The organism is Roseovarius autotrophicus (assembly GCF_018069895.1).
In the GTDB taxonomy this organism is placed as follows: Bacteria; Pseudomonadota; Alphaproteobacteria; order Rhodobacterales; family Rhodobacteraceae; genus Roseovarius; species Roseovarius autotrophicus.
In genome coordinates this window covers 1-25,309 of sequence record NZ_JAGQDH010000030.1, presented here as the reverse complement: position 1 = coordinate 25,309, position 25,309 = coordinate 1, and the positions used below count along the sequence as shown (strand labels likewise).

The 25,309-nt window shown below is 65.7% G+C and carries 26 protein-coding genes and 1 tRNA gene; 23 read left to right on the top strand and 4 right to left on the bottom strand.

Features of this window, described 5'->3' with window-relative positions; translation table 11 throughout:
- Positions 1-141 precede the first annotated feature (141 nt).
- Genes KAK09_RS17130 through KAK09_RS17090 form a run of 9 tightly spaced genes read left to right on the top strand, consistent with a single transcriptional unit; the run spans position 142 to position 8,195 of the window.
- Complete coding sequence (locus KAK09_RS17130) at positions 142-678, top strand: hypothetical protein (RefSeq protein WP_210880156.1); 537 nt, start codon at positions 142-144, stop codon at positions 676-678.
- Positions 626-2,662, top strand: coding sequence for a phage terminase large subunit family protein (locus KAK09_RS17125; RefSeq protein ID WP_210880153.1), 2,037 nt, complete (start codon positions 626-628; stop codon positions 2,660-2,662). The genes KAK09_RS17130 and KAK09_RS17125 overlap by 53 nt, the downstream gene beginning before the upstream one ends.
- Position 2,663: 1 nt before the next feature.
- Positions 2,664-2,879, top strand: coding sequence for a phage head-tail joining protein (locus KAK09_RS17120; protein ID WP_210880152.1), 216 nt, complete (start codon positions 2,664-2,666; stop codon positions 2,877-2,879).
- Between the two features lie 3 nt (positions 2,880-2,882).
- A complete protein-coding gene (locus KAK09_RS17115) occupies positions 2,883-4,391 on the top strand; it encodes a phage portal protein (protein WP_210880151.1) in 1,509 nt (502 codons plus the stop codon).
- The gene (locus tag KAK09_RS17110) at positions 4,391-5,770 is read left to right on the top strand and encodes a S49 family peptidase (protein WP_210880155.1); all 1,380 of its coding nucleotides are present in this window, start codon (positions 4,391-4,393) and stop codon (positions 5,768-5,770) included. The genes KAK09_RS17115 and KAK09_RS17110 overlap by 1 nt, the downstream gene beginning before the upstream one ends.
- Positions 5,771-5,806: 36 nt before the next feature.
- Positions 5,807-6,187, top strand: coding sequence for a head decoration protein (locus KAK09_RS17105; protein WP_210880150.1), 381 nt, complete (start codon positions 5,807-5,809; stop codon positions 6,185-6,187).
- 23 nt (positions 6,188-6,210) lie between these two features.
- Positions 6,211-7,233: a major capsid protein gene (locus KAK09_RS17100; RefSeq protein ID WP_210880149.1), complete on the top strand. Its 1,023-nt coding sequence runs from the start codon at positions 6,211-6,213 to the stop codon at positions 7,231-7,233.
- 18 nt (positions 7,234-7,251) lie between these two features.
- A complete protein-coding gene (locus KAK09_RS17095) occupies positions 7,252-7,566 on the top strand; it encodes a head-tail joining protein (RefSeq protein WP_210880148.1) in 315 nt (104 codons plus the stop codon).
- The gene (locus tag KAK09_RS17090; RefSeq protein ID WP_210880147.1) at positions 7,563-8,195 is read left to right on the top strand and encodes a DUF6441 family protein; all 633 of its coding nucleotides are present in this window, start codon (positions 7,563-7,565) and stop codon (positions 8,193-8,195) included. Before KAK09_RS17095 ends, KAK09_RS17090 begins: the two co-directional genes overlap by 4 nt.
- Positions 8,196-8,435: 240 nt before the next feature.
- Here KAK09_RS17090 and KAK09_RS17085 read toward each other — a convergent pair whose 3' ends face one another.
- Positions 8,436-8,909, bottom strand: a complete 474-nt coding sequence (locus KAK09_RS17085) for a VOC family protein (protein ID WP_210880146.1) — start codon at positions 8,907-8,909, stop codon at positions 8,436-8,438.
- Positions 8,910-9,211: 302 nt separating this feature from the next.
- On the opposite strand from KAK09_RS17085, the gene KAK09_RS17080 reads away from it, so the two are divergent.
- The 6 genes from KAK09_RS17080 to KAK09_RS17055 all read left to right on the top strand — a co-directional run bounded on the left by KAK09_RS17080 (position 9,212) and on the right by KAK09_RS17055 (position 14,330).
- Positions 9,212-9,634 carry an acyl-CoA transferase gene (locus KAK09_RS17080; RefSeq protein ID WP_210880145.1) on the top strand — a complete coding sequence of 141 codons (423 nt, stop codon included), beginning with the start codon at positions 9,212-9,214 and terminating at the stop codon, positions 9,632-9,634.
- A 24-nt stretch (positions 9,635-9,658) separates the two neighbouring features.
- Positions 9,659-10,597 carry a phage tail tube protein gene (locus KAK09_RS17075; protein WP_210880144.1) on the top strand — a complete coding sequence of 313 codons (939 nt, stop codon included), beginning with the start codon at positions 9,659-9,661 and terminating at the stop codon, positions 10,595-10,597.
- Positions 10,597-11,034 (top strand): hypothetical protein, encoded by a 438-nt coding sequence (locus KAK09_RS17070; protein ID WP_210880143.1) that lies wholly within the window; start codon positions 10,597-10,599, stop codon positions 11,032-11,034. Before KAK09_RS17075 ends, KAK09_RS17070 begins: the two co-directional genes overlap by 1 nt.
- 68 nt (positions 11,035-11,102) lie before the next feature.
- Entirely contained in the window at positions 11,103-11,264 is a 162-nt protein-coding gene (locus KAK09_RS19160; RefSeq protein ID WP_418895545.1) for a DUF7697 family protein, read from the top strand.
- Positions 11,257-13,704 carry a phage tail tape measure C-terminal domain-containing protein gene (locus KAK09_RS17060; RefSeq protein WP_210880142.1) on the top strand — a complete coding sequence of 816 codons (2,448 nt, stop codon included), beginning with the start codon at positions 11,257-11,259 and terminating at the stop codon, positions 13,702-13,704. Before KAK09_RS19160 ends, KAK09_RS17060 begins: the two co-directional genes overlap by 8 nt.
- Positions 13,704-14,330 (top strand): phage distal tail protein, Rcc01695 family, encoded by a 627-nt coding sequence (locus tag KAK09_RS17055; RefSeq protein ID WP_210880141.1) that lies wholly within the window; start codon positions 13,704-13,706, stop codon positions 14,328-14,330. Before KAK09_RS17060 ends, KAK09_RS17055 begins: the two co-directional genes overlap by 1 nt.
- Before the next feature lie 56 nt (positions 14,331-14,386).
- Here KAK09_RS17055 and KAK09_RS17050 read toward each other — a convergent pair whose 3' ends face one another.
- Complete coding sequence (locus KAK09_RS17050) at positions 14,387-14,572, bottom strand: hypothetical protein (RefSeq protein ID WP_210880140.1); 186 nt, start codon at positions 14,570-14,572, stop codon at positions 14,387-14,389.
- 73 nt (positions 14,573-14,645) lie between these two features.
- Between KAK09_RS17050 and KAK09_RS17045 the strand changes: the two genes are divergently transcribed.
- The 8 genes from KAK09_RS17045 to KAK09_RS19085 all read left to right on the top strand — a co-directional run bounded on the left by KAK09_RS17045 (position 14,646) and on the right by KAK09_RS19085 (position 22,629).
- Positions 14,646-15,530, top strand: a complete 885-nt coding sequence (locus tag KAK09_RS17045) for a DUF2163 domain-containing protein (protein WP_210880139.1) — start codon at positions 14,646-14,648, stop codon at positions 15,528-15,530.
- A 50-nt stretch (positions 15,531-15,580) separates the two neighbouring features.
- Entirely contained in the window at positions 15,581-16,030 is a 450-nt protein-coding gene (locus tag KAK09_RS17040; protein WP_210880138.1) for an NlpC/P60 family protein, read from the top strand.
- A gap of 10 nt (positions 16,031-16,040) precedes the next feature.
- Positions 16,041-20,012 carry a baseplate multidomain protein megatron gene (locus KAK09_RS17035; protein WP_210880137.1) on the top strand — a complete coding sequence of 1,324 codons (3,972 nt, stop codon included), beginning with the start codon at positions 16,041-16,043 and terminating at the stop codon, positions 20,010-20,012.
- An 11-nt stretch (positions 20,013-20,023) separates the two neighbouring features.
- The gene (locus tag KAK09_RS17030; RefSeq protein WP_210880136.1) at positions 20,024-21,100 is read left to right on the top strand and encodes a DUF2793 domain-containing protein; all 1,077 of its coding nucleotides are present in this window, start codon (positions 20,024-20,026) and stop codon (positions 21,098-21,100) included.
- Positions 21,101-21,159: 59 nt separating this feature from the next.
- Complete coding sequence (locus KAK09_RS17025) at positions 21,160-21,468, top strand: hypothetical protein (RefSeq protein ID WP_210880135.1); 309 nt, start codon at positions 21,160-21,162, stop codon at positions 21,466-21,468.
- Between the two features lie 75 nt (positions 21,469-21,543).
- A complete protein-coding gene (locus KAK09_RS17020) occupies positions 21,544-22,218 on the top strand; it encodes a YcbK family protein (RefSeq protein ID WP_210880134.1) in 675 nt (224 codons plus the stop codon).
- Positions 22,218-22,469, top strand: a complete 252-nt coding sequence (locus KAK09_RS17015) for a hypothetical protein (protein ID WP_210880133.1) — start codon at positions 22,218-22,220, stop codon at positions 22,467-22,469. The genes KAK09_RS17020 and KAK09_RS17015 overlap by 1 nt, the downstream gene beginning before the upstream one ends.
- A 7-nt stretch (positions 22,470-22,476) precedes the next feature.
- Complete coding sequence (locus tag KAK09_RS19085) at positions 22,477-22,629, top strand: hypothetical protein (protein ID WP_336244480.1); 153 nt, start codon at positions 22,477-22,479, stop codon at positions 22,627-22,629.
- A 158-nt stretch (positions 22,630-22,787) separates the two neighbouring features.
- Here KAK09_RS19085 and KAK09_RS17005 read toward each other — a convergent pair whose 3' ends face one another.
- Both KAK09_RS17005 and KAK09_RS17000 read right to left on the bottom strand, forming a co-directional pair.
- Positions 22,788-24,731 (bottom strand): tetratricopeptide repeat protein, encoded by a 1,944-nt coding sequence (locus KAK09_RS17005; RefSeq protein WP_210880131.1) that lies wholly within the window; start codon positions 24,729-24,731, stop codon positions 22,788-22,790.
- Between the two features lie 423 nt (positions 24,732-25,154).
- Positions 25,155-25,231: transfer RNA gene (locus tag KAK09_RS17000), tRNA-Met, on the bottom strand.
- Positions 25,232-25,309: the final 78 nt, after the last annotated feature.

The following is a 25,309-nucleotide window of genomic DNA, read 5'->3' as shown; positions in this document are numbered from 1 at the left end:
GCGATAGCGCGGTTTCGCGCTGGCGGCGGGACGGGTGCGGAAGCGCTGAGCCATCCATAGGGTGAATCATTTTCGGCCCGATTTGGGAATCCCCAACCGATTCCAGAAGCTTCCATGCAACAACGCCCTCCGTCAATCGCCATGAAAGGTATGTCCGAACGCGAGTATTCCGCCCATTCCGGCCTGTCGCGCGGGGCGATCCAGAAGGCGCGCAAGGCCGGGCGGCTGGTGGTTTACAAAGACGGGTCGATCAACGCGGCGGCGTCCGATGTGCGCCGCGCCGAGATGACCGATCCGGATCAGCAGCGGCGCAGCACGGGTGGCGACAGTGGCTTCTCCGGCCCGGCTGACAGCTCGTCCTATCTCAAGGCCCGCACCGCGCTGACGGTCTATCAGGCGCAGGAACGCCAGCTGGCCATTCAGAAGCGCAAGGGCACGCTTGTGGACCGGGCGCGCGCCGAGACGCTGGTGTTTCGTCTCGCCCGCCAGGAGCGCGATACTTGGGTGACCTGGCCCAGCAGGGTAGCGGCGCTGATGGCGGCCGAGGTGGCAGCGGAGGTGGAAAAGCAATCCGGCAAACCGGTGATGATCGAGGCCGCGATCCTGCAGAGGGTGCTGGAAACCCATGTCAGAGCGCAACTCGACGCCCTCGCCGATCTCAGGGTATCCCTCGGATAGCGATGATCTGACCGCCGATCTCGACCTCGGGTTTGACGGGGCCGAGGATATCCTGCGGGTTTGGCGCAACGGGATGCGGCCCGATCCGGACCTGACGGTGTCGGAATGGGCGGATGCGCATCGCTGGCTGTCGTCGCGCGCCGCGGCGGAACCGGGGCGCTATCGCACCGCCCGCGCGCCTTACCTGCGCGAGATCATGGATGCGCTGTCGCCCCGCCACCCGGCTCAGCGCGTCTCGTTCATGAAAGCCGCGCAGGTCGGCGCGACCGAGGCAGGCAACAACTGGATCGGCTTTGTCATCCATCACGCGCCGGGGCCGATGCTGGCGGTGCTGCCGACGGTGGAGATGGCCAAGCGGACCTCGCGCGGCCGTCTAGATCCGCTGATCGCGGAAAGCCCGGCGCTGCGCGAGCGGGTCAATCCGGCCCGGTCACGCGACGCGGGCAATTCAATGCTGTCCAAGGAATTCCCCGGCGGCATCCTGGTGCTGACCGGCGCAAACTCGGCCACCGGCCTGCGGTCGATGCCCGCGCGCTACATCTTTCTGGACGAGGTCGACGCCTATCCACCCTCGGCTGACGAGGAAGGCGATCCGGTCACGCTGGCAGAGGCGCGCACCACCACCTTCTCGCACCGGCGCAAGGTGTTCATGGTCTCAACCCCGACCATACGGGGCATCAGCCGGATCGAGCGGGAGTTTGAGGCCAGCGATCAGCGCCGGTACTTCGTGCCCTGTCCGCATTGTGGCCAGATGCAGTGGCTGCAGTTTGAACGCCTGCGCTGGGACAAGGGACGGCCCGACACGGCCGCCTATCATTGCGAAGGGTGCGAAAAACCCATCGCCGAGCATCACAAGACACAGATGCTGGAACGGGGCGAATGGCGGGCCACGTCCGTGTCGGCCGACCCGCAGTCGATCGGCTTTCACCTCTCGGCGCTCTATTCGCCGCTGGGCTGGAAAAGCTGGGCGCAGATCGCGCGGGACTGGCTCGCGGCCCAAGGCTCGGAGGAAATGCTGCGCGCGGCGCGCAACACCCTGCTGGGTGAGACTTGGGTCGAGTCGGGCGATGCGCCGGAATGGCAGCGGCTGGCCGAACGCCGTGAAGCCTATGGCGGCGTGCAGGTTCCGATGGGCGGGTTGTTCCTGACCGCTGGCGTCGATGTGCAGAAGGACCGCATCGAGGTCGATGTCTGGGCTTGGGGGCGCGGTTTGGAGTCCTGGCTGGTCGATCACATCGTCATTGCCGGTGGCCCGGACGATCCGACCTGCTGGGACAAGCTGACCGCGCTTCTGGGGCGAACATGGGCCTGCGCCAATGGGGCGGTGATGCTGATCGGCAAGCTCGCCATCGACACCGGTTATGAAGCCCCGGCGGTTTACGCTTGGGCGCGAAAACAGGGTTTCGACCAGGTCGCACCGATCAAGGGCCTCGAAGGCTTCAACCGCGCGACGCCAGTGTCGGGGCCGACCTTCGTCGACGCCACCATCGGCGGCAAGCGTCTGCGCCGTGGGGCGCGGCTCTGGTCGGTGGCCACGGCGACCTTCAAGACCGAAACCTACCGCTTTCTGCGACTGGAACGCCCCTCAGATGAAGACCGGGCGCTGGGCGTGCTGGACGCCCCCGGCACGGTGCACCTGCCCGACTGGATCGACACAGAGTGGCTGAAGCAGCTGGTGGCCGAACAGCTGGTCACCGTGCGCAACAAGCGCGGTTATGCCCACCCCGAATGGCAGAAGATGCGCGAACGCAACGAGGCGCTCGACACCCGCGTCTATGCCCGGGCTGCCGCGTGGATCATGGGCGCGGATCGTTGGGACGAGGCGACCTGGCGGCGGCTCGAGGCGCAGGCCGGGGTGGAAACCCGACCGGCTTCGCCCGTCATGGCAACTGAACCAGTATCGCCCACCCCGCACAAGGCGGGAACACCCACGACCCCACGGCGCAAGCGCCGGGCCTACACACCGAACTTCATGAGGGACTGAGATGGATCTGGAACGAATGCGTGCGCTTCTGGCCGCCCTGCAGGAGGCGCGCTACGCGGGCGTCCGGTCAGTCAGTTATGACGGCAAGACCATCAATTACGGGTCGGACGCGGAACTCGCGAATGCCATCAGCGATCTGGAAACCCGGATCGCCACGGCCAGTACCGGCACTCCGCGTCGTCGCCGCTGGGGCACGGTTGCCACGAAGGGTCTGTGATCCATGGCGTTCGAGGCTTTCCGCCAGCGGCTGGGGTCGATCATCGGCGGGTTTGATGCCGCACAGGCCCATCGTCGCCTGCGCGGGTTCCGGGCCAGCCGCGCCCATGTGAACACGCTGATCGCGGCCTCGGGGGACACGATCACCGCCCGGGCGCGCTGGTTGGTGCGAAACAACGGCTATGCGGCGAACGCAGTGGAGAGCTTCGCCAGCAATGTGGTGGGCGACGGGATCAAACCCTCGTCGACCATCGCGGATGCCGCCAGGAAGGAGGAATTGCAGGCGCTGTGGCTGGCCTGGACCGATGATGCCGATGCCGAAGGGTTGACGGATTTCTACGGGCTTCAACGTCGCGCCGCACGCGAGGTGTTCCTGTCTGGCGAGGTGTTCTTGCGCATCCGGCCCCGTCGCGCGGAGGATGCTCTGACCGTTCCCCTGCAACTGCAGATGCTGCCCGCTGAAATGCTGCCCCTCGATATGAACCGAACCCTGCCCGGCGCCGGGCTGATCCGTCAGGGCATCGAGTTTGACGGCATCGGCCGCCGCGTGGCCTATCACTTCCTGCGCCGCCATCCGGGTGATCTGACCGACCCCGGCCTCGCAGGCGAAACCGTCCGTGTCCCGGCTGGCGATGTGATCCATGTGCTGGACCCGGTGGAAGCTGGCCAGCTGCGCGGCGTGTCGCGCTTTGCGGCCGCCATAGTCAAACTGTTCACCCTCGACCTCTACGACGATGCCGAGCTGGAGCGAAAGAAGATCGCTGCGATGTTCGCGATGTTCATCACCTCGCCCGCGCCGGAAACCCCGCTGGAACCGACCGAAGAGGATCTGGAGGTTGAACCCGGACAGGTGGTGCGGCTCGATCCAGGCGAGGATGTCTCGACGCCGGCCACACCGGATTCGGGCGGCACCTATGAGCCGTTTCAATACCGCACGCTGCTGCAGATCGCCGCCGCGCTGGGCGTGCCCTATGGCTATCTGACCGGCGACACGGCGAAGGGCAACTTCTCGAACACTCGGATCAGCCTCATCGAATTCCGCCGTCGCATCTCGGCCTGGCAGCATGGCGTGCTGGTCTATCAGCTTTGTCGCGCGGTCTGGGTGCGCTGGATGGATACCGCCGTGCTCTCAAGCGCGCTGGACCTGCCGGGTTATGACCAACAGCGGCGGCAATATCAGGCCTGCGCCTGGCTGCCCACGAAATGGGACTGGATTGATCCGATGAAGGACGCCTCCGCCGAGATCCTGCAGATCGAGGCTGGTCTGAAATCGCGCACGCAGGCGCTGGCTGAGCGGGGATACGACGCCGAACAGGTAGACCGGGAGATTGCCGCCGAACGCAAACGCGAGTTGGCGCTCGGCCTCGACTTCCGACGGCCGGGGTCGCCTGCGCAAGGGCCCGGCGAAGGTGGGGCGAAAGACGCGGATCAAGACAGCGGCAAGGACGACGAGGCCGACGACGACGCGCCGGAAGATGTCGACGAAAAACCCGCCCCCAAGGAGGGCGCATGATGCACCACGCCCAGATCGCCCAGCGCGCCTTCAACACGCCCTTGATGGTCGATCCGGCCAAGGCGCTGGCGTTCCTGTCCGGGCTGGGGCCGCGCATCACCGGGCAGGAGATCACCTTCCAAGGGCTGGAGGTGGAGGCCGCTGATCAGGCCGCTGCCGCTCTTCCCGCCCGCGCCTCGCTGTTTGGCAATGACCTTGCCCAGCGTCACCAGCGGAACGGCACCCAGCCCTTCGCCATGATTGACGGCATCGCGGTCATCGAAATCGCCGGAACGCTTGTGCACCGGGGCGCGTGGATCGGCCAGTCTTCTGGCCTCACGTCCTATGAAGGCATCGCCGCCCAGATCGACGCTGCGCTGGCCGATCCCGGCGTGCGGGGCATCGCGCTGGATATCGACAGCTTCGGCGGTGAGGTCGCCGGGGCCTTCGATCTGGCGGATCGCATCCGCGCCGCCCGGGCGCAGAAGCCTGTCCACGCTTTCGTCGCTGAACACGCGCTCTCTGCTGGCTATGTCCTGGCGTCCCAGGCCGACCGGATCATCCTGCCGCGCACTGGCGCTGTGGGCAGCATCGGCGTCGTCGCCCTGCACACCGACATGAGTGGGGCCCTCGATCAGAAGGGCATCGCGATCACGCTGATCCACGCGGGCGCGCACAAGACCGACGGCAACCCCTACCAGCCTCTTCCGCAAGCGGTGCACGACCAGATGCAGCGCGAGCTGGAGGTCGTTCGCTTCCTCTTCGCGGAAACCGTCGCCGCAGGACGCGGTGATCGGCTGACGCATGCAGCCGCGCTGGCGACAGAGGCAGCCGTGTTCCGCGGGGCAGATGCCATCGCGGTGGGTCTGGCCGATGATCTGGCCGATCCCGTCGCAGCTTTCCGCGCTTTCGCCGCCGCACCGCGCGGCACCACTTCCCCCAGCAGAAAGGGTCCACAGATGACCACCACGCCCACCGACACGCCGAACCCAAGCCCGGCTGCCGCCACCGATGCCACCCCGACCGCCGAGGTCGCGCCCGAGGCACCTGCAGCATCGGCCCCTGCGGCCACACCAGTCACGCCGCCTGCCAGTGCGCCAACGGCGCCTGAGCCATCCGCGCCGGACACATCCGCCATGACTGCCGATGCCATCCGCGCCGAAGCCGCCGAGGTGGCGCAGGTCTGTGCACAGGCCGCCCGGTTGGGCGTGACCCTCGACGCGGCCGATGCCGTCACCAAGGGTCTGAAGCCTGAAGCCCTGCGCGCCCGGGTTCTGGCCGATCTCGCCGCCCGCAGTGACGCGGCGGGGATCGTCGCCACCGCCCCGGCTGCGGCGGCCGCAAAAGACAGCCCCATCATCGCTGCCGCGAAGAAGGCTGCGACTGACGCCAGGCGCTGATCCAGCGCCCCCTCCCACCAACATGGAGACTGACCAATGCCCGTCCTGACGGAACCGCCCAGCATGGGCGATGTCCTCAAATATGAGGTCAACCCGAACTACACCCGCGAAGTGATCACCCTGTTGCAAGGCATGCCCTACCCGGTCGGCTCGGTGCTGGGGAAAATCACGGCCAGCGGTAAATACAAGCTGGCCACCAGCGGCGGCACCGATGGGGCCCAGACCGCAAGCGCCGTGCTGCTCTATGCCGTCGATGCCACGCTGGCCGATGCCATGGGCATTGTTGTGGTCCGTGGCCCTTCCATCGTGTCGCGCGCGGGTCTCGCTTACGACGCGACCGTCGATGACGGCGCGAAGATCACCGCCAAACTCGGCCAGCTGGCAACTGTGGGCATCATCGCCCGCGACGGCGTCTAAACCCCCTTTATCCGGAGCACCCCATGACCATCGTTCGCAATCCCTTTGACGCTGGCGGCTATTCGCTGGCCGAGATGACGCAGGCCATCAACATCCTGCCCAACCTCTACACCCGCCTCGGCCAGATCGGCCTCTTCCGCTTTGAGGGCGTCACCCAACGGTCGGTGATCATCGAGCAATACGAAGGGGTGCTGAACCTGCTGCCCTCCGTTCCCCTCGGCGGCCCCGCCACCGTCGGCACGCGCGAGGGGCGCTCGATGCGATCCTTCGCCCTGCCGTGGATCCCGCATGATGATGTGATCCTGCCGGGTGACATCCAGGGCGCCCCCGCGCTGGGCGCCTTCGATGCAGCCGATCCGCTGGTCGAAGTGATGAACCGCAAGCTGCAGCTGATGCGCCGCAAGCATGCCCAAACCCGCGAATACATGGAGATGAATGCGCTCCGCGGCATCGTCAAGGACGGGGCCGGGACCACCCTCTACAACTACTTCACCGAGTTCGGCCTGGCGCAGATCTCGGTGGATTTTCTGCTGGGCACAGCAGGCACCAACGTGCAGGGCAAGGTGCGCGAGGTCTTGCGGTCGATGGAAGACAACCTCTTGGGCGAAAGCATGACGGATGTGCATGCCCTCGTCAGCCGGGAATTCTTCGACAAGCTGATCGCGCATCCCAAGACCGAGGAGGCCTACAAGTTCTACGCCGCCACCGGCGCGCAACCCCTGCGCCAGGATGTGCGGCGCAACTTCCCCTTCGCAGGCGTCGTGTTCGAGGAGTATGCGGGCACGGTGACGCTTTCGACCAAGGCGACCGAACGGCTGATCCCGGCCAGCGAGGGTATCGCCTTCCCGCTTGGCACCATGGACACCTTCACCACCTATGGCGGCCCGGCCAACCTGCTCGAGGCGGCCAACACCCTCGGCCTGCCGCTCTACGCCCGTCAGCACCTCGACGAGAAGGGCCGCTGGATCGACCTGATGACGGAGGCCTCGATCCTGCCGGTCAACAAGCGGCCGCGCATCGCGATCCGCATTCACACGTCGAACTGATCAGCGGCAGAAATCATCATGACCATTTTTGCCCTCGCCATGGACCGGATCTATGCCAACCCGTCCATGGCGGCGGCGGCTCTGTGGATTTCTGCGACCACCTCCGAGGAACGCACGATCCGCGTCATCCGCCGCGCCCCGGATCGCATCGCCGAATTTGGCGCTGGGCGCTTTGTCAGCGACACCATGATGGTGGACGTCCGCGTGTCCGACCTGCCCGATCCGCGCCCCGGCGATCTGATCGTGATCGGGGCCGACAGCTTCACCATTCAAGGCGAGCCTATCCGTGACCGCGAACGCCTGATCTGGTCGCTGGACCTGCGGCCATCATGAGGTTGAAAGTTACGTTCAATCCGGACCTTGTCGCCCTGATGCAGGCGGAAATCGCCGCCGGTGAGAAGGCTGTCTCCGCCGCCATGCGCGAAGCTGGCACCTCCCTGAAATCCGCCTGGCGCAGCCAGATCACCAGCGCGGGGCTTGGCACGCGGCTGGGCAATTCGATCCGCCTCGCCAGCTTCCCCAAATCCGGCGACAGTCTGAACGCGGCGGCGCTGGTCTGGTCCAAGGCCCCGGTGATCATCGGCGCGCATGACACCGGGCCGCTGATCCGGTCCAAGGACGGGTTCTGGCTGGCGATCCCAACTCCGGCCGCCGGGAAGAGCACCAAGGGAGGCCGCATCACTCCCGGCGAATGGGAACGCCGCACCGGGTTGCGGCTGCGCTTTGTTTTCCGTCGTCGCGGGCCGAGCCTGCTGGTGGCGGAAGGGCGGCTGAATACCAAGGGGCGCGCGGTGGCATCCAGATCGAAAACCGGGCGCGGGCTGACCACTGTGCCGATCTTCCTGCTGGTGCCGCAAGTCAAGCTGCGCAAGCGGCTGGATCTGGCGCGGGATGCAGTGCGGGCGGCGGACGGCGTGCCGGGGCTGATCGTGGCGAACTGGGTGGAGGGGCAAATAGGCTAATGCCTGTAACGCGGGATATTCCGGTCGTTAGCCGCGGGCGCAGCGCGGACTGACCAAAGTGGCGGCAATGCGCAGGGAGCGGAGTTTGCAAAGCCTGCGATGGTTCCCGACTGCGGCCATTCATGTGGAGTGCGGCAAAAGCCGGGTGAGAGCCCAGCAGTGACATCATTTGGCATCGCGGCGAATGGCGGCAATCGACTTTCCAACATCAACAGCGCGAAGTCTCCATCCCAACGAGGTTTACGTGCCGTATTGCTTGCTTAGCTTTTTAAGGTCTGAATCATCCACGGGACGGGTTCTAAGGCTTTGTGCGAAACGTAAAACATACCCGTCCGGGTCCAAGATCATGTACTGGCGCCGGGTATCCATGCAATCGGTCTTCCAGATATCCGCATCGTAGATAGCCAGGAGTGGCTCTGCACCGCGAGCCAAGACCGCCTCATACATTCTGTCGACATCAGGAACCATGAATTGAAAGTTGATCCCTCGCCCGTAGGGATAGGCCATCTGCTCCGGCTGCCACGGCACCCAGTTTCCATCCAATTGCCAGTGAGCAATCATAATTTGTGCGCCATGGAGAGTCAGATAGGCATGAGGATCGTCCCCCCTGCGCTGAGCGATCTCGAACCCGAGAATGCCGGTGTAAAACTCCATCGAAACTTCAAAGTCCGAACACCACAACTCCGGTACTAGCGAGTTGATTTCAAGTGTCATCCTGTCCTCCAAACAGCTCTCAGCTTTCTTGTGGCACCTCAAGCAAGGTTGAGGTCAAGAAGAAACTGGACTGAGGACGGAAGCAGACATCTACTCCTTTGACGTGAACGGCAGGAAAGTCCGCATCATACCAGTTCGCGACCCTCGTGGTGAATGTCAGCTATCTTCGGTTCCAGCCAAGGGTCTTGGGTCCGTTCTGGGCTGCGACCTGCCGACTGCGCATGCAGCATCTCGCCAAAAATCAATGCCCGGCCTGGGGCTCTTTGCGGTCGTCGACCATGGCTCCAGCTTCGGAACAGAGAATGCCCACCACTCGCGAAACCATCCTCGCTGCGCTCCACGCGCGGCTGCTTCCGCTTGCAGCCCTTGTGCTGCGTGACGAGGTGCTTCCCGAGCGGATCCCGGCAGCGGGGCTGATCATCCTGCGCGACGGCCAGCCGGGCGATCCGGAGGTGACGCTGTCGCCCCTGCGCTATCACTATCAGCATCAGGCCGAGCTAGAGGTCGTTGTCCAGGCTGGCACCGGCCGGGCCAGCGCCTTCGACAGCCTGATCGCCAGCATCGGCACGGCGCTGGAGGCCGACCGCACGCTCGGCGGCCTTTGCGATTGGGTCGAACCCGAAGCTCCGGCGTCGGTCGATCTGCCTATCGAGGGCGCGGCGGCGCTGAAGGCGGCGGTGATCACCGTCTTTTTGCACTATTCCACCACCGGCCCTCTGGCCTGACACCCCCAACAACAGGAGACCCCCATGGCACGTGCGCAAGGCGCGCGGGCGCAGATGGCGCTCGGCTTTGAGACAGTTTACGGGACCCCGCCGGTTGGCGGCTTCACCCGCATGCCCTTCGCCAGCACCTCACTCGGATCGGAACAACCGCTTCTGAACAGCGAGCTCCTGGGCTATGGCCGCGATCCGCTGACCCCGATCAAGGACGCAGTGACGGCGGATGGCGATGTGGTAGTGCCGATCGATGCCGCAGGCTTCGGATTCTGGCTTAAGGCGGCGTTTGGCGATCCGGTCACCACCGGGATTGGCCCATGGACCCACGAGTTCCGGTCCGGATCATGGACACTGCCCAGCATGTCCATCGAGACCGCCATGCCGGAGGTGCCGCGCTTTGCGATGTATTCCGGCTGCGTGCTGGATCAGCTCAGCTGGCAGGTCCAGCGCGCGGGCCTGCTGACGGCAACCGCGCGGCTGGTGGCGCAGGGCGAAGCGATTGCCACCACATCCGCCGCAGGCACGCCCGCCGATCTGCCCCTCCGCCGCTTCGGGCATTTCAACGGCGCAATCAGCCGCAACGGCACGGCACTGGGCAATGTCGTCTCGGCCGAGATCGCTCACGCCAACAATCTCGACCGGATCGAGACCATTCGCAATGATGGCAGGATCGACGGGGCCGACCCAAGCATCGCAGCCCTCACAGGCCGGATCGAAGTGCGCTTTGCCGACAGCACGCTGGTGAGCCAGGCCATCAACGGCGATCCCGCCGAGATCAGCTTCGCCTATGTCCTGCCCTCGGGCGAAAGCTTCACCTTCACTGTCCATGCCGTCTATTTGCCGCGCCCCCGCATCGAGATTTCCGGACCGCAGGGTGTGCAGGCCACCTTCGACTGGCAGGCGGCGCGCGACACGGTGGTTGGCCGAATGTGCACCGCAACCCTGATCAATGATGTGGAGGCCTATTGATGATCCGCCTGAACCTGACCGCCAAGCCCGAATGGCTGGACCTCGCCCCGGGCCTGCGTTTGCTGGTGGGCCCCCTGACCACCGCGCTGATGGTCTCGGCCCGCGCCGATGCCATCGTCGAGGCCCTGCCCCTGGATGCCAGTCAGGAAGACCTGGCACTGGCCATGGCCAAAGCCGTCGCCCGCCGCGCTGTGCTGGATTGGGAAGGTGTCGGCGATGACGCGGGCAACATCGTTCCCGTCACACCCGAAGGCATCGACGCCCTGCTGGAGATCTGGCCGGTTTTTGAGGCCTTTCAGACCTCCTATGTCGCGCGGGGCCTCATTCTGGACGCGGAAAAAAACGCCTCCGCGCCCTCGCCGACTGGTCTTTCGGCGGGGGCGACCGATACTGCGCGGCCTGCACCAGATCCTGCCCCGACTGCCCCGCAAGACTGAACCGGCCAAGAACGCCGGAAGGCTGGCAGGTCTGGGACCTGGTCGGTCGCCTCGGTGGGCAATTGCGGGTGATCCCCGGCGCTGTCCTCGGCTGGGACATGGGCGCGGCCTTGGCCCTCGCAAACGCGCTGGGCGTGAACCCCCTGATCGCCGCCGAACTGCTGCCCGAGATCGAGGCGGTGATGGTGCGCAAGCTCAACGAAGAGATGGAAGGAAGCCGCGATGGCTGAGAAACGCGTGTCCGTCCGCCTCGTGGCGGAAGGCGGCCGCCAGGTGCGCGCCGAGCTGGAGGGCGTGGGCGCGGCTGGCGCGCGGGGTTTTGGCCGTCTGAGCCGCGAGATGGATCTGGCCAATGCGCGCGTCGCCGCCTTTGCCCGCCGCGCCACGCTGGCAGCCGCTGCCGCCACGGCCGCGCTGGCGGCTGCCGGGGCCGCGATGATCCGCTCGGGGCTGCAAACGGTGGACGCGCAGGCCAAGCTCGCGGCCTCGCTCGGCACGACCGTGGCCAGCATTCAGGTGCTGGAGCGCGCGGGCGATCTGGCGGGCGTGTCGATGGGGCAGGTCGAACAGGCCACCGTGCAGCTGACACGGCGGCTGAGCCAGGCGGCTGCCGGGGCTGGCCCCGCCGTGGACGCCCTGCGCCGCCTGCGGCTCTCGGCCGAGGATCTGCAACGCCTGCCGCTCGATGCGCGCATCGCCACCATTCAGGAGGCGCTGGGCCAGTTTGTGCCAGAGGCCGAGCGCGCCGCTGTCGCCTCGCAGCTTTTCGGCGACCGGGCGGCGCTGGTGTTCACCCGGATCGACACGGCGACGCTGCGGCAGGCCAGCGACGATGTGCGCGATTTCGGGGTGGTGGTTTCGGAGGCTGATGCCAGCCAGATCCAGCGCACCAATGATGCGATCTCCCGGCTGGGGCTGATCTGGCGCGGGGTCTCGAATCAGCTGGCGGTGGCGGCGGCCCCGACGCTGGAGGCGGTGGCCAATGCGCTGGCCGCCGTCGCGCGCACCTCCGGACCGCTGGGGACTGCGATCAAGGCGCTTTTCGACAACATCGGTCGGCTGACGTCCATCGCCGCCACCTTTGCGGGCGTCATGGCCGGGCGCTGGGTGGCCGGGCTGGCAGCGGCGGCGCTTTCGGTGCGCGGGCTGGCCACGGCACTGGTCGTGCTGCGCGGGGCCCTGATCCGCACCGGGATCGGCGCACTGATTGTCGGCGCGGGCGAGCTGGTGTTCCAGTTCACAAGGCTGGTCGCGGGCGCAGGCGGCGTGGGCGAGGCGTTCCGGCTGCTGGGTGATCTGGCCCGGGAGGTCTGGTCGCGCATGGGATTGGCGCTCGACGCTGCGCTTGCCAACATGGCGGCGGGCTGGGAGGAGCTGAAGGCGTCCGGTCTTTCAGCACTTGAGGGCACGATCACGGGTGTGGTGCGTTTCGGCGACCGGACGGCGGCGATCTTTCAGGGGGCCTTTGATGCCGCTGTGGCGATCTGGGGCGGACTGCCCGGCGCCATCGGCGACTTCGCGTTTCAGGCTGCAAACGGGCTGATCTCCGGTGTCGAGGCGATGCTGAACGGTGTCGTCACCCGCATCAACAGTTTCATCAACGGCCTGAACGCGGCGCTGGCGCTGCTGCCGGAATGGGCGACCGGCGAGGGCGGTGTGCGGATCGGCACGCTGGATCCGGTGGGACTGGGCCGGATCGGCAACCCGTTTGAAGGGGCGGCCACCGCTGCCGGGACCGCTGCAGCCGATGCCTTTTCGGCCGCGCTGTCCCGCAGATTTCTGGAACCACCCGACCTTGGCCTCGGCGCCATGGCCGAGGAGGCCCGCGCCCGCGCCGATGGGTTCCGCGAAGCTGCGGGCGTGCTGGCCGATGCTGCCGGTCAGCCGCTCGCCAGCCTGCAGGCGCTGCGCGATGCCATGGCCGGCAGCGGGGCGGAGGCCGAAACCGCCCTGGCCGGGGCTGTTGCTGCCGCCACGGCGCTGGGCGAGGAACTGGACGAAACGGGCCGTGCCGCCGGGGGTGCCGGGGCCGCTGGCCGCGCAGCCGGGACATCGACCGCTGAGGGCGCAAAAACCGCCCTGACCGGCTGGGCCGCCGTCACCGCCACGCTGGCCGATTATGCCGCCAAGGCCCGCGACATTGGCGGCGATATCGGAAGCACGCTGGTCGGGGCCTTCCAGAGCGCCGAGAATGCGGTGGGTGAGTTTGTGAAGACCGGCAAGCTCGATTTCGGCGATCTGGTCACCTCGATGATCGCCGATCTCGCCAAGCTGGCGGCGCGGCGCTTCATCCTCGGCCCCATCGCCAATGCGCTCTCCGGCGCGCTGGGCGGTGCGGGCGGGTTGTTCGCCAGCATCCTGCACACGGGCGGCGTGGTCGGCGCGCCGGGTCCGGGTCGCATGGTGCCAGCGCTGGCCTTTGCCAATGCGCCGCGCATGCACGCGGGTGGCTTTGCCGGGCTGCGCCCGGACGAGGTTCCGGCGATCCTGCAACGCGGCGAACGGGTGCTGTCGCGCCGGGAGGCCGCTGGCTTTGGCCAGGGCCAGCCCGCCGCGCCCGCCGTCAATGTCACCATCAACGCCCGCGACGCCGACAGCTTCCGGCAGTCCAGAACACAGGTCGCCGCCGACATTGCCCGCGCGGTGTCGCTGGGCCAGAGGGGCATATGATGGCGTTTCACGAGGTGCGCTTTCCCGACAATATCAGCCGCGGGGCGCGCGGCGGGCCGGAACGGCGCACACAGGTGGTGGAACTGGCTTCTGGCGACGAGGAACGCAACGCCAGCTGGGCCAATTCGCGCCGCCGCTATGATGTGGCTTACGGCATCCGCCGCGCTGACGATCTGGCGGCGGTGGTGGCCTTCTTTGAAGCCCGCAACGGTCGCCTGCATGGGTTTCGCTTCAAGGATTGGTCCGATTACAAAAGCGGGCTGCCCTCGCAACAAGACACGCCCGCCGATCAGCTGATTGGCATTGGGGATGGCGCGACAACGGCCTTCCAATTGGTCAAGCACTACAGCTCCGGTGCGCAGAGCTGGACCCGCACCATCGCCAAACCTGTGGAGGGCACCGCGCGGATCGCACTGGGCGGGGTCGAGCAGATGTCGGGGTGGAGCGTTGATCCCACCACCGGCAGCGTGACCTTCACCGCAGCCCCAGGTGCGGGCGTCGCGATCACGGCGGGCTACGAGTTCGATGTACCAGTGCGGTTTGATTCCGACACGCTCGACGTCACCCTCGATATCGAGCGGCTGGGATCGATCACGTCCATTCCGCTCGTAGAGATCCGGCGGTAGGGGCAGGGCCTGCACAACGCGCGGCCTACGGCCTCGGCGTGCGGGCGCGGCCAGCGTTACTCGGGCCGGGGTAAGGGCTTGCGGATCAGCGGCACGACCCGCTCCTCCGATGGCGTGGCCTGCTTCAATGCGTCCAGAAATGTGTCAACCTTCACCACATCAATGGTCAGATCGGCACCCTCCAGCGGGGCCTCCGTCGCGGCCCCTCCGTCGTCTGGGTCCTCGGGAATATCCTGCGTCATCATCACCGCCCTCTCAAGCAACTCGGGTCCCCAGTTAGTTGGCTGCCGGTGCGGCACATATCAAGGTTTATCCATGAAGACCCTCTCGCCCGACCTGCAGGCGCATCTCGACGATGCCACCACCACGCTCGCCTGGTGCTGGCGGATTTCGCGCAGCGATGGCGTAGCACTGGGCTTCACCGATCATGATCGCCCGCTCAGTTTCGATGGCACCGCGTTTGAACCGGAAAGCGGGTTTGCCGCCTCGGAGATCCGCGCAGGCTCCGATCTGGCGGTGGATGCGCAGGACGCAAGTGGCGTTCTGACCTCGGATCGGATCACGGAGAGCGACATTCTCGACGGGCGCTGGGACAATGCGCTGGTCGAGCTCTGGCGGGTGAACTGGGCCGACACGGGCCAGCGCGTGCTCCTGCGCCGCGGTGCCGTCGGCCAGATCCGGCGCGGGCGGATCGCCTTTGTCGCCGAGGTCCGCAGCCTGGCACACCTCCTCGGCCAGACCGTCGGGCGGACGTTTCAGGCGGGGTGCGACGCGGAACTTGGCGATGCGCGCTGCGGGATCGATCTGGAAAACGCGATCTACAAGGGCACCGGCGTTGTAACGGAGATCCTGCGCGACCGCGCGTTCCGGGCCTCGGGGCTGGCCGGGTTTGACGCGGGCTGGTTTTCCGCCGGGACCCTCACCTGGACCAGCGGAGCGAATGCCGGGCGGATCACCGAGGTGCTGGCGCACGGGCTGACCGCTACCATCGCCACCCTGACCCTGCTGGAAGCGCCGGTGCGGGCCATCGCTGAAGGTGACAGCTTTATCACCCGCGCAGGCTGCGACAAGCGCATCGCCACCTGCACGGGCAAGTTCGCAAACACCCCCAACTTCCGGGGCTTCCCACATATCCCGGGGCAGGACGCAGTCCTCAGATATGCGTCGCAAGATGGCAGCCATGACGGAGCCGTTCTGTGACGCATATTCCGGGTCAGGGTGAGGAGGATCGGCCATGCGAGAGAGATGTTGTGCCCGAGCCCCAGTCGTCCACCGCTGATCCCGCCCTTGTCATCGCCGCCGCGCGCCGCTGGCTCGGCACGCCCTATCACGACCAGGCCAGCCTCTGTGGGGTCGGCTGCGATTGTCTGGGCCTTGCGCGTGGCGTCTGGCGCGAGGTGGTGGGCGACGAGCCCTTCCCGATCCCGCCCTACAGCCGCGACTGGGGCGAGACCGGGCCGCATGAAGTGCTGGCCGACGGTGCACGCGCGATGATGCCGGAAATCGCTCCTGACGACGCCGGGCCCGGCACGCTGGTCCTGTTCCGCATGGTCCCGCGCGCCGTGGCCAAACACGTCGGGATCCTGACCGGCCCCCAAAGCTTCATCCACGCCTATGAGCACCTTGGTGTTGTCGAGCAACCGCTCACCCCAAGCTGGCGGCGACGCATCGCCTTCGCCTTTCTCTTTCCCAAACCCTGAGAGCTGACCCATGGCAACCCTTGTCCTCGGTGCCGTCGGCACCGCCATTGGCGGCAGCATCGGCGGCACCATCCTTGGTGTCAGCGCCGCCACCATCGGCGGTTTTGTCGGCTCATCCATCGGCTCGGTGGTCGATAACTGGATCGTCTCGTCGCTGGCCCCCGCCCAGCGCATCGAAGGCCAGCGCCTCGACAGTCTGCGCATCACCTCCTCGACCGAAGGCGCGGTTATCCCGCGCCTCTTCGGCCGGATGCGCATCGGCGGCAACATCATCTGGGCCACGGATTTCCGCGAGGAGACAAAGACCAGCCGTCAGGGCGGCGGCAAGGGCGGCGGGCCAAAGGTCACCACCACCGAGTTTCTCTACTTTGCCTCCTTTGCCGTGGCGCTCTCGGAGGGCGAAGTGACCGGTGTGGGGCGCATCTGGGCCGATGGCAAGCCGATGGATCTTTCGGGCGTCACCTGGCGCTGGTATCCCGGCGACGAGGCGCAGGAGCCGGATCCGTTCATCGCCGCCAAAATGGGAGCGGCACATACCCCCGCCTATCGCGGCACCGCCTATGTGGTCTTCGAGGAGCTGGCGCTCTCCGCCTTTGGCAACCGCCTGCCGCAGCTCTCCTTCGAGGTATTTCGCCCATTGGACGATCCCGACACCGCCGAAGGACTGGTGAAGGCCGTGACGATGATCCCGGCCTCGGGCGAGTTCATCTACGCCACCCAGCCTGTCCGGCGGCTCTCCGGTCCGGGTGGGGCGACCCGCGCCGAGAACCTCAATGCGCTGGCGGAGACCGCCGATCTCGTCGTGGCGCTCGACCGGCTGCAGGCCTCGGTCCCGGGCATCGAGAGCGTCAGCCTCGTGGTGGCCTGGTTCGGCGATGACCTGCGGGCCGGGCACTGCAGGATCCGCCCCGGTGTGGAGCTTCCCGTCAAGATCACCTCGCCCGTCGCCTGGTCGGTGAATGGCGTGGCACGGTCGGCTGCGCATCTCGTCAGCCGGGACAGCGACGACCGCCCGGTCTTTGGTGGCACACCGGCGGATTTTGCGGTGTTGCAAGCAATCCGGGAGATCAGGGCGCGCGGGCTGCGGGTGACCTTTTACCCCTTCCTCCTGATGGATGTGCCCCCCGGCAACAGCCTGCCTGACCCGTATTCCGACAATGAAGCGGGGACGGGCCAGCCAGCCTTCCCCTGGCGGGGGCGGATCACCGCGTCGCCTGCGGCGGGGTTTGCGGGGAGCGTCGATCAGACCACTGCGGCCGCCGCACAGGTCGCGGCCTTCTTCGGGGACGCGACGCCCGCGAGTTTCAGCCTGTCTGGGGATGCTGTCAGCTGGGCCGGGCCCGTGGGAGACTGGGGGCTGCGACGCATGGTGCTGCATTACGCGCATCTCTGCGCGGTGGCGGGCGGGGTCGACGCTTTCCTGATCGGCTCGGAGATGCCCGGGCTGACCACGATCCGCTCTGACATGAGCACCTATCCGGCGGTGCAGGCCTACCAGGACCTGGCGGGCGACGTGCGCAGCATTCTGGGCGCGGGCACCGCGATCAGCTATGCCGCCGACTGGTCGGAATACTTCGGGCATCAGCCCAGCGATGGCTCGGGCGATGTGTATTTCCACCTCGATCCGCTCTGGGCGGATCCCGGCATCACCTTCATCGGTATTGATAACTACATGCCGCTCTCGGACTGGCGCGACGGGTTTGACCATGCCGATGCAGCACTTGCCCCCGCGATTTATGATCGGACCTATCTGCAGAGCAACATCACGGGCGGCGAAGGGTTTGACTGGTTCTATGCCAGCGCCGCCGACCGCGCGGCGCAGATCCGCACGCCCATTACCGATGGCGGCGAGGACAAGCCATGGGTGTTCCGCTTCAAGGATCTGCGCGCCTGGTGGCAAAATGCGCATTTTGACCGTCCGGGCGGTGTAGAGAGCGGCATGCCCACCGCATGGGTGCCGCAATCGAAACCGATCTGGTTCACCGAACTGGGCTGCCCGGCGATTGACCGCGGCACCAACCAGCCGAACGTGTTCTTCGACCCGAAGTCCTCTGAAAGCCAGGTGCCGTACTTTTCCCGCGGCTGGCGGGATGATGCAATCCAGCGGGCGTATCTCGAGGCCATGTATCTCTGGTGGGGCGCGGCCGCGAACAATCCGGTGTCTTCCACCTATGGCGCGCCGATGGTGCATCTGCCCGACTGCGCCGCCTGGACCTGGGATGCGCGGCCCTATCCGTTCTTTCCGGAACTGATTGATGTCTGGAGCGATGGCCCAAACTGGCGGCTGGGCCACTGGCTCACCGGGCGACTGGGGGCTGTGTCGCTGGCGGCATTGGTGCGCCACCTCTGCCTGCGCGCCGGGCTTCCCGAGGAACAGATCGACGTCTCCGAGTTATGGGGCGCGGTCGAGGGCTATGTCATCTCGGCACTGGAAGCGCCGCGCGCCTCGCTCGGCACTCTGGCGCGGCATTTCGGGTTCGATGCGGTGGAAAGCGAAGGCCGCATCCGGTTCCTGATGCGCGGCCGGATCGCCAGCGTGACCATCACCCCCGACGGCATGGTCGCGCCATCGTCAGGATCGGGCGACGTGATGGAGCTCACCCGCGCGCAGGAAACCGAACTGCCCCAGGCCCTGAAGTGGCAGATCGCCCGCGCCGACGAGGATTATGACGCCGCACAAGTTGAGGCACGGCGTATCACGGTGGACACGGCCCGCATCGCCTCCGAGGCCTTCCCGATAGCGGTGCCGCCCGAGGAGGCCGAACGCCGCTGCCGCCGTGCGTTGATGGAGGCGTGGGTTGGCCGCGAAGCTGCGACCTTCCGTCTGCCGCCCTCGCGTCTGGCGCTGGATCCGGCGGACGTGATCCTGCTCGATCACGATGGCCGCCTGACGGAAATGCGCCTCGTGTCCATCGCCGATTCCGACCTGCGCAGCATTGACGCCGTGCGCCAGGACCGCGCCATCTATGATCTGCCGCCCGGCGAGCGGCGCCCGGCCACGCTCGCAACTCCGACGGTCTTCGGCGCGCCTGAGATCATACTCATGGACCTGCCGCAGTTGCGCGAGGACCAGCCTGCGCACCGGCCCTTGGTCGCGGCCCATGCCAAGCCATGGCCGGGCGAGATTGCCGTCTACCGCAGTGCGGCAACAGATGGATTTTCCCTGCTGACCACATTTGGCACGCGGGCGCGCATGGGCCTGCTGGCCGCCGACTTCTTCTCGGGGCCGGTGGCGCGCTTCGATCTCGGCAATGCGCTGCTGGTTGATCTCTATTCGGGCTCGCTGGAGAGCGTCACCGATCTCGTCCTCTTCGGCGGGGCGAATGCGCTGGCCGTCGAGACCAGTCCGGCGCTCTGGGAGATTGTCCAGGCGGGCGCGGCTGAGTTGATGGCGCTCGGCCGGTACCGCCTGACCCGGTTGCTGCGGGGCCAGCGCGGCACGGAAAGTGCCATCGCCAATGTGGTGCCAGCTGGCGCGCGCGTCGTGGTGCTGGATACGGCGCTGGCATCCCTGCCCATCAGCGAGGCTGATCTGGGTCTGCCATGGAACTGGCGCATCGGCCCGGCCTCTAAGCCCGTGAGCGACGAGACCTACACCGCGGTGGAGTTCACCCCCGAAGGCGTCGGGCTGCGCCCCTTCCCGGTTGCCCATGTCGAGCAGCCCTGGCGCTTTGCCCGCAGCCACGGCGATCTGATGATCCGCTGGGTGCGGCGGTCGCGATCCCTCGCGGCTGATACCTGGGGCGCTGGTGACGTACCGCTTGCCGAGGACGCCGAGGCCTACGAAGTGGAAATCCTCGACGGGGCAACAGTCAAGAGAACCTTACAAGTTGCCACGACCAGCGCTCTCTACACTGCCACCCAACAGACCGCCGATTGGGGCGGACTCCTCGGCCCGGGCGACAACCTCTCGATCCGCATCTTCCAACTCTCGGCCCTGATCGGGCGGGGCGCTGGGCGGTCCGTCACCCTCACCTTCTGAAGGCCATTCCCATGTCCGACAATACAACCCATCTCCTGCTGCCTTACATCCTGGCATCGCAGGCCCAGAAGCACGTCACCCACAACGACGCGCTGCGCCTGCTGGATGCCATGGTGCAACTGTCGGTGCTCGATCGGGATCTGACAGCCCCGCCCGCCAGCCCTGCCGATGGCGACCGCTATCTCGTGGCCTCGGGCGCGACAGGCCTCTGGGCGGGATGGGATCTCAACGTGGCATATTGGGTGGATGGCGTCTGGATGCGTCTCGTGCCGCGCCCCGGCTGGCTGGCCTGGATCGCGGATGAGGGTGCGTTGCTGGTTTACGATGGCGCGGGCTGGATCGGGGCCACCCCGGACGCGCTGCAGAACATGGCGCTCTTTGGCGTCGGCACCACGGCCGATTCCGCCAATCCGTTCTCGGCCAAGCTGAACGCCGCGCTCTGGACGGCAAAGACCGTGGCCGAGGGCGGCACAGGCGATCTGTTCTACACGATGAACAAGGAGGCTGCGGGCGACGATCTCGGGCTGACGCTGCAAACCGGCTTCGTGACCAAAGCACTGCTGGGGCTCTTTGGCTCGGACCGCTTCCGCCTCGCGGTGTCAGCCGATGGCAGCACCTTCTTCGATGGCCTCAGCGTCGACAACACCACCGGCATCGTCGATCAGCCCCGGCTGCCGCGCTTCAAGGCCTGGACCAACTTCGACAATTACGTGGGCGTCGGGACCTGGACGAAGATCGGCATCAACAACACCGACTATAACGATCAGGGCGCCTTCGACGCCGCCACCAACCTTTTTACCGCGCCCGTCTCCGGCACCTACCTCCTCGGCGCGACGCTGCTCTACAAGATCAACGCCAGCGCCACGGCGCGCATGCGCGGGCGGCTGGTGCTGAACGGCACGACCGAAATCCGCGGCTCCTTCGGTGAGATCTCCGCCACCCATGTCTCGCTCGCCACTGCGATCTGGCTGCAGACCATGGTGCCGCTTGAGCAAGGCGATACCGTCGAGTTGCAGGGGAATTTCCGGGTCGCGGACGGGTTTTTCGCGGCCAATCACACCTCATTCTGGGGCTGCAAGGTTGGCTGAGGCTCCCCGGCAGAACCCTGTTGCACACCAACACCAGCCCCCGACCAAAGGATATCACCATGACCGAACGAACGCCCCTGCTGCAGGAGGTCGGCGCGGCCTTGCGCGACAATGGCCTGACCGCCGCCATCACTGCGCTGATCGGCGGCTTCATCGCTCTTTTGGCCGCCGTCACGCGCCGCGCCTTCACCAATGACGCGATGCTGGTGCGTTTGGACCGCGAGCTGCTGGCCGAACGCGACCGCGTGGATCGCCAGCGCGCCGAGGACCGCAAGGGCGATGCCGACCGGCTGGAACGGATCGAGACCGACATCCGCGCCATGCGCGATCTGATGTTTGAAGCCTTCCAGCGCGGCCGCACAGACTGACGATCGCGCCCATCACCAAGCCACCCCACCCGACCCGCCCTCTGCAGGCGGGTTTTGCATGTCTGGAGACCAACCATGCCGACCACGACCTATGCCCATTTCCGCGACGTGCCCGACAGCGCCTGGCGCTGGCCCAGCTTCTCACCCGCAGAGATCGCATCGCGCGGGGAGGGCGCGATCAGGATCAACACGGAGGCCATGGACAAGCTGCAATCCCTGCGCAACCGCCTCGGCAAGCCGCTGATCGTCCGATCCGCCTATCGCAGCCCCGCGCATAACCGCGCCGTCGGCGGTGCGCCCGCCTCGAAACACATGCAGGGCACGGCGTTTGACATCGCCATGTCGAACCACGATCCCGTGGCCTTCGAGGCGGCGGCCCGGGCCGTGGGCTTCCTCGGCTTCGGCTATTATCCCCGCTCGGGCTTCATGCATATCGACCTCGGCCCCGCGCGCAGCTGGGGCGATCCCTTCCCGCCCCGCGCGACACCCTTTGTGCCGGAGGTTCCCCCGGCCCGCGAGGTGCTGGCTGACAGCCGCACCCTTAAAGGTGGTGGCGCGGCCGGAGTGGCGACGGTCGGTGCCGCCGGTGTCGAAGTGGCGCAGGAGGTCATTTCGGAAACCCAATCCGCAATCCTGCCGCTGGTGCCCTATCTCGACACCCTGCGCTGGGTGTTCATTGCCCTGGCACTGATCGGCATCGCCGTTGCCATCCATGCCCGGATCGACGACTGGAAGCGGGGGCAGCGCTGATGGGCTGGATCACCACCATCCTCTCCAGCGGCCCGGCGCGCAAGGCGCTGGGCCTGATGCTGGCAGCAATCACCACCGTCCTGTTCCTGCTCAACCTCCGCCGCGCCGGGGAACGCGCCGGGCGGCTGGCCGAACGCCTTTCAACATCGGAGAAAACCCATGGAATCCAACGCCAGATGCTGGAAGCCGCCAGCCGCCGCCCCGTTGATCGCGATGCTTTGGCTCAGCGCATGCGCGATGGGAGGTTCTGATCGATTCATGGGGCAGGTCTGTCCGCCGGTAGTGGAATACTCGACCGCAGATCAGGCGCGCGCCGCCGAGGAGGTCGAAACTTTGCCAGAGGGCGCAGTGGTGGCCGCAATGCTGAGCGATTACGCAGTTCTGCGCGACCAGGCGCGAGCGTGTCGGTAAATCACGAGCGGGCTATACGATGTTGCCCCCCGGACGCGTCTGAACGGTCACATGACCGACGTGGAGGGCGGGGAGTAGCCGTTCGCGATGCAGCATGCAGCCCGCCGCAGCACTGGGAAAGTTGCCATTCACTCATGGTGCAGGAAGCACCCTAGATGTCATGGCATGAGCAGCGGCAACCTTTCTCGGACTTCCGCAGCTAGGGCATGATCGGGAAATTTCTCTAAAGCCTGCCTCCAGACCCGCATGGCTTCAATGAGATTACCATCGTTCCAATGGACGCCGCCTAGGTTGAACATCGCGAGGTCGTAATCAGGATCGAGCGAGATCGCCTTCTCGTAGGCCGCAATCGCTTCGGATGATCGCCCGCTATTGCCGTTTGCCACGCCCAACTGAAACCAACTCATGGCATCCGGTTGAAGGTGCTCGGCCTGCTCAATGAGGATCGGGCGACTTTCCTCGTAGCGGCCGAGAAAATTGAGCGCCGTGCCGAGGCAATAGCCATAGTGGCCACCTGCTAGGTCATATGCCTTGCGATAGCAGCGCTCGGCCTCTTGCCAATTTCCTTCGTCCTGCGCCCAATGGCCGAGGCGGTCCCAGGGCAACGCAGCATGCTCGGCATTCACCCACTCAATATGCTGGTCGAACAACGATCGAAAAGCGGAATAGTCGCCGATATCGTCGCCTTGCCGGCGCAAGTAGAAGCTCGTCAGAAGCCATTCTGCCCGCGCACGCCCAAACTCGGGATGCGCCGCTATGTGGCGTTCCCAGAAGGACCGCGCCAAGCGCGCATTCTCGATTGACAGACGTCCGAATGCGGCAACCTGCCGCGCGCACCAAGGCCATATCCAGGGCGCGGTATCTGCCTCGCTCAGTAGTGTATTGATCTCACGAAATGCCGCCCGGCCATCACCAAGAATGAACAAGACGTTCGTGCGCCATCCAGAAACGGCCGAAGCTCGGCCCATTTGCCGCTCTGTGAAGACGACGCGGTCAAAAGCCTCCAGCGCCTCTTCGTATCGGCCATTGCGATGGTGACAGTGCGCAAGCGCGCTGTGAGCTTCAGGCAGGTTCGGGCTAAATCGCAGAGCTTCGCGATAGTGCTCGGCTGCAACCTCTTCCAGCCCGAGCCGCTCGAAACTTGTGCCGAGATTCTTATGGCATTGAGCGGCTATCTCCGGCGCCCCAACAAAATCAGGATCGTTAAGCGCAGCTATATATTGCGTCTTGGCCTCTTCCTCGCGGCCCAACGCCGATAGCCCGTTGCCGATGTTATAATGGAGGCTGCCACGCTGATGGCCGCCCGTCTCGAGTATCGACCGGAAGTGCGCCACACCCGCCTCGATCCGCCCCTTATCGGGGGGCCGATATCCCATGCCGAGATTGATCTCCGCCATGTAGCAGAAGTCCATAGCATCGTGATCCGCGCCGAGCACTGCGCGGAACTGCTCGAAGGCGGCGCTCAGGTCTGTGTCCGCGCCGCGGTCATAGAGTGCTTTCGCCAGCTGCCCAGCAAGCAAGGGGTCTTCCGGCACATGGAGCTCTGGTCGGGCGGCGCGAAGCTGGCTAGGTATTGACCCTAAAGGTGCAGTCGTTTGCGCGACCCTACGGTCCCGCGATATGCGAGCGCCAGTGACAGCAAGGCCCGCCAACCGCGCGAGCCCTTCCACCGTAAGCTCATCGGTGAATGGAATCGTCAAAGTCTGCTGCTCGGCCCAGTTCTTGCCGCTATGCTCATAGTGGCGCAGCACCGCCTCGACGAAGCTTACGCGAAGCGACTTGGTCGGTGCATGATAGGCTACATAGAAGCTGTAGGGCTGTGCGATCAGATAATTGAGATTGGTGCGATCAACCGAGATGCTGAGCGAACCGTCCGCATTGAGGGCACGCTCAGTTCCCTTCAGTTGGACATGCACGCGGGTATTGGTGGGATGGCCATCAACGACCACTTCGATTTGGCAATCAGTGCCGTAGTCCTTTCGGTCACCCCGTTGGTAGATAAAGTCGCTGCCCTGCGCGATAAGCGCCTGAAACGCCGCTTCAGTTTCATCTTCCAATGCGTGGTTTCGATCTCGTTTGGGTAGATCGTTAAACAAACTCATGCCAATTCTTCTCTGCGTTTCAGCAAAATCATGACTTGGGCCTCGGCCTTGCGGTCGCGCTCTGCGAGATATCTACAATAGACAGCTGGTTTGGTGTTCGGCATGGTGCGGTCAGGGCTTTGGGTTTCCACCATGTGCTACAGCATGCGCAGGTTTCGATCAAACCGTAGCGATTGCGCGAGGCCGAGACGGGCATCTGAAGGGGAGGGTCCTTGGTCATGCGCGATGCTGCTGCAAGGATTTCGGCCGGACGAGACTCAAAGGATCGGTGGCCGCAAAAAGGCGAGTTTGGCTAGGCGATTGATTATCCACCACATTTTCAGCGCGACTCTTCAAACGTTGATGTGGCGTTGATGTAAAACGCGCGGGTCTATACACAAGTGTTTTTGTCGGGTTCTAACCATTTGGAAATGTTAGGGAATTTGGTTGCGGGAGTCAGATTTGAACTGACGACCTTCAGGTTATGAGCCTGACGAGCTACCTGGCTGCTCCACCCCGCGGTATCTGTATTTTGGATCGTTTGAGAGAGATACGCTGGGTATTTTACAGGTTTGGCGGTGACCTACTCTCCCACGTCT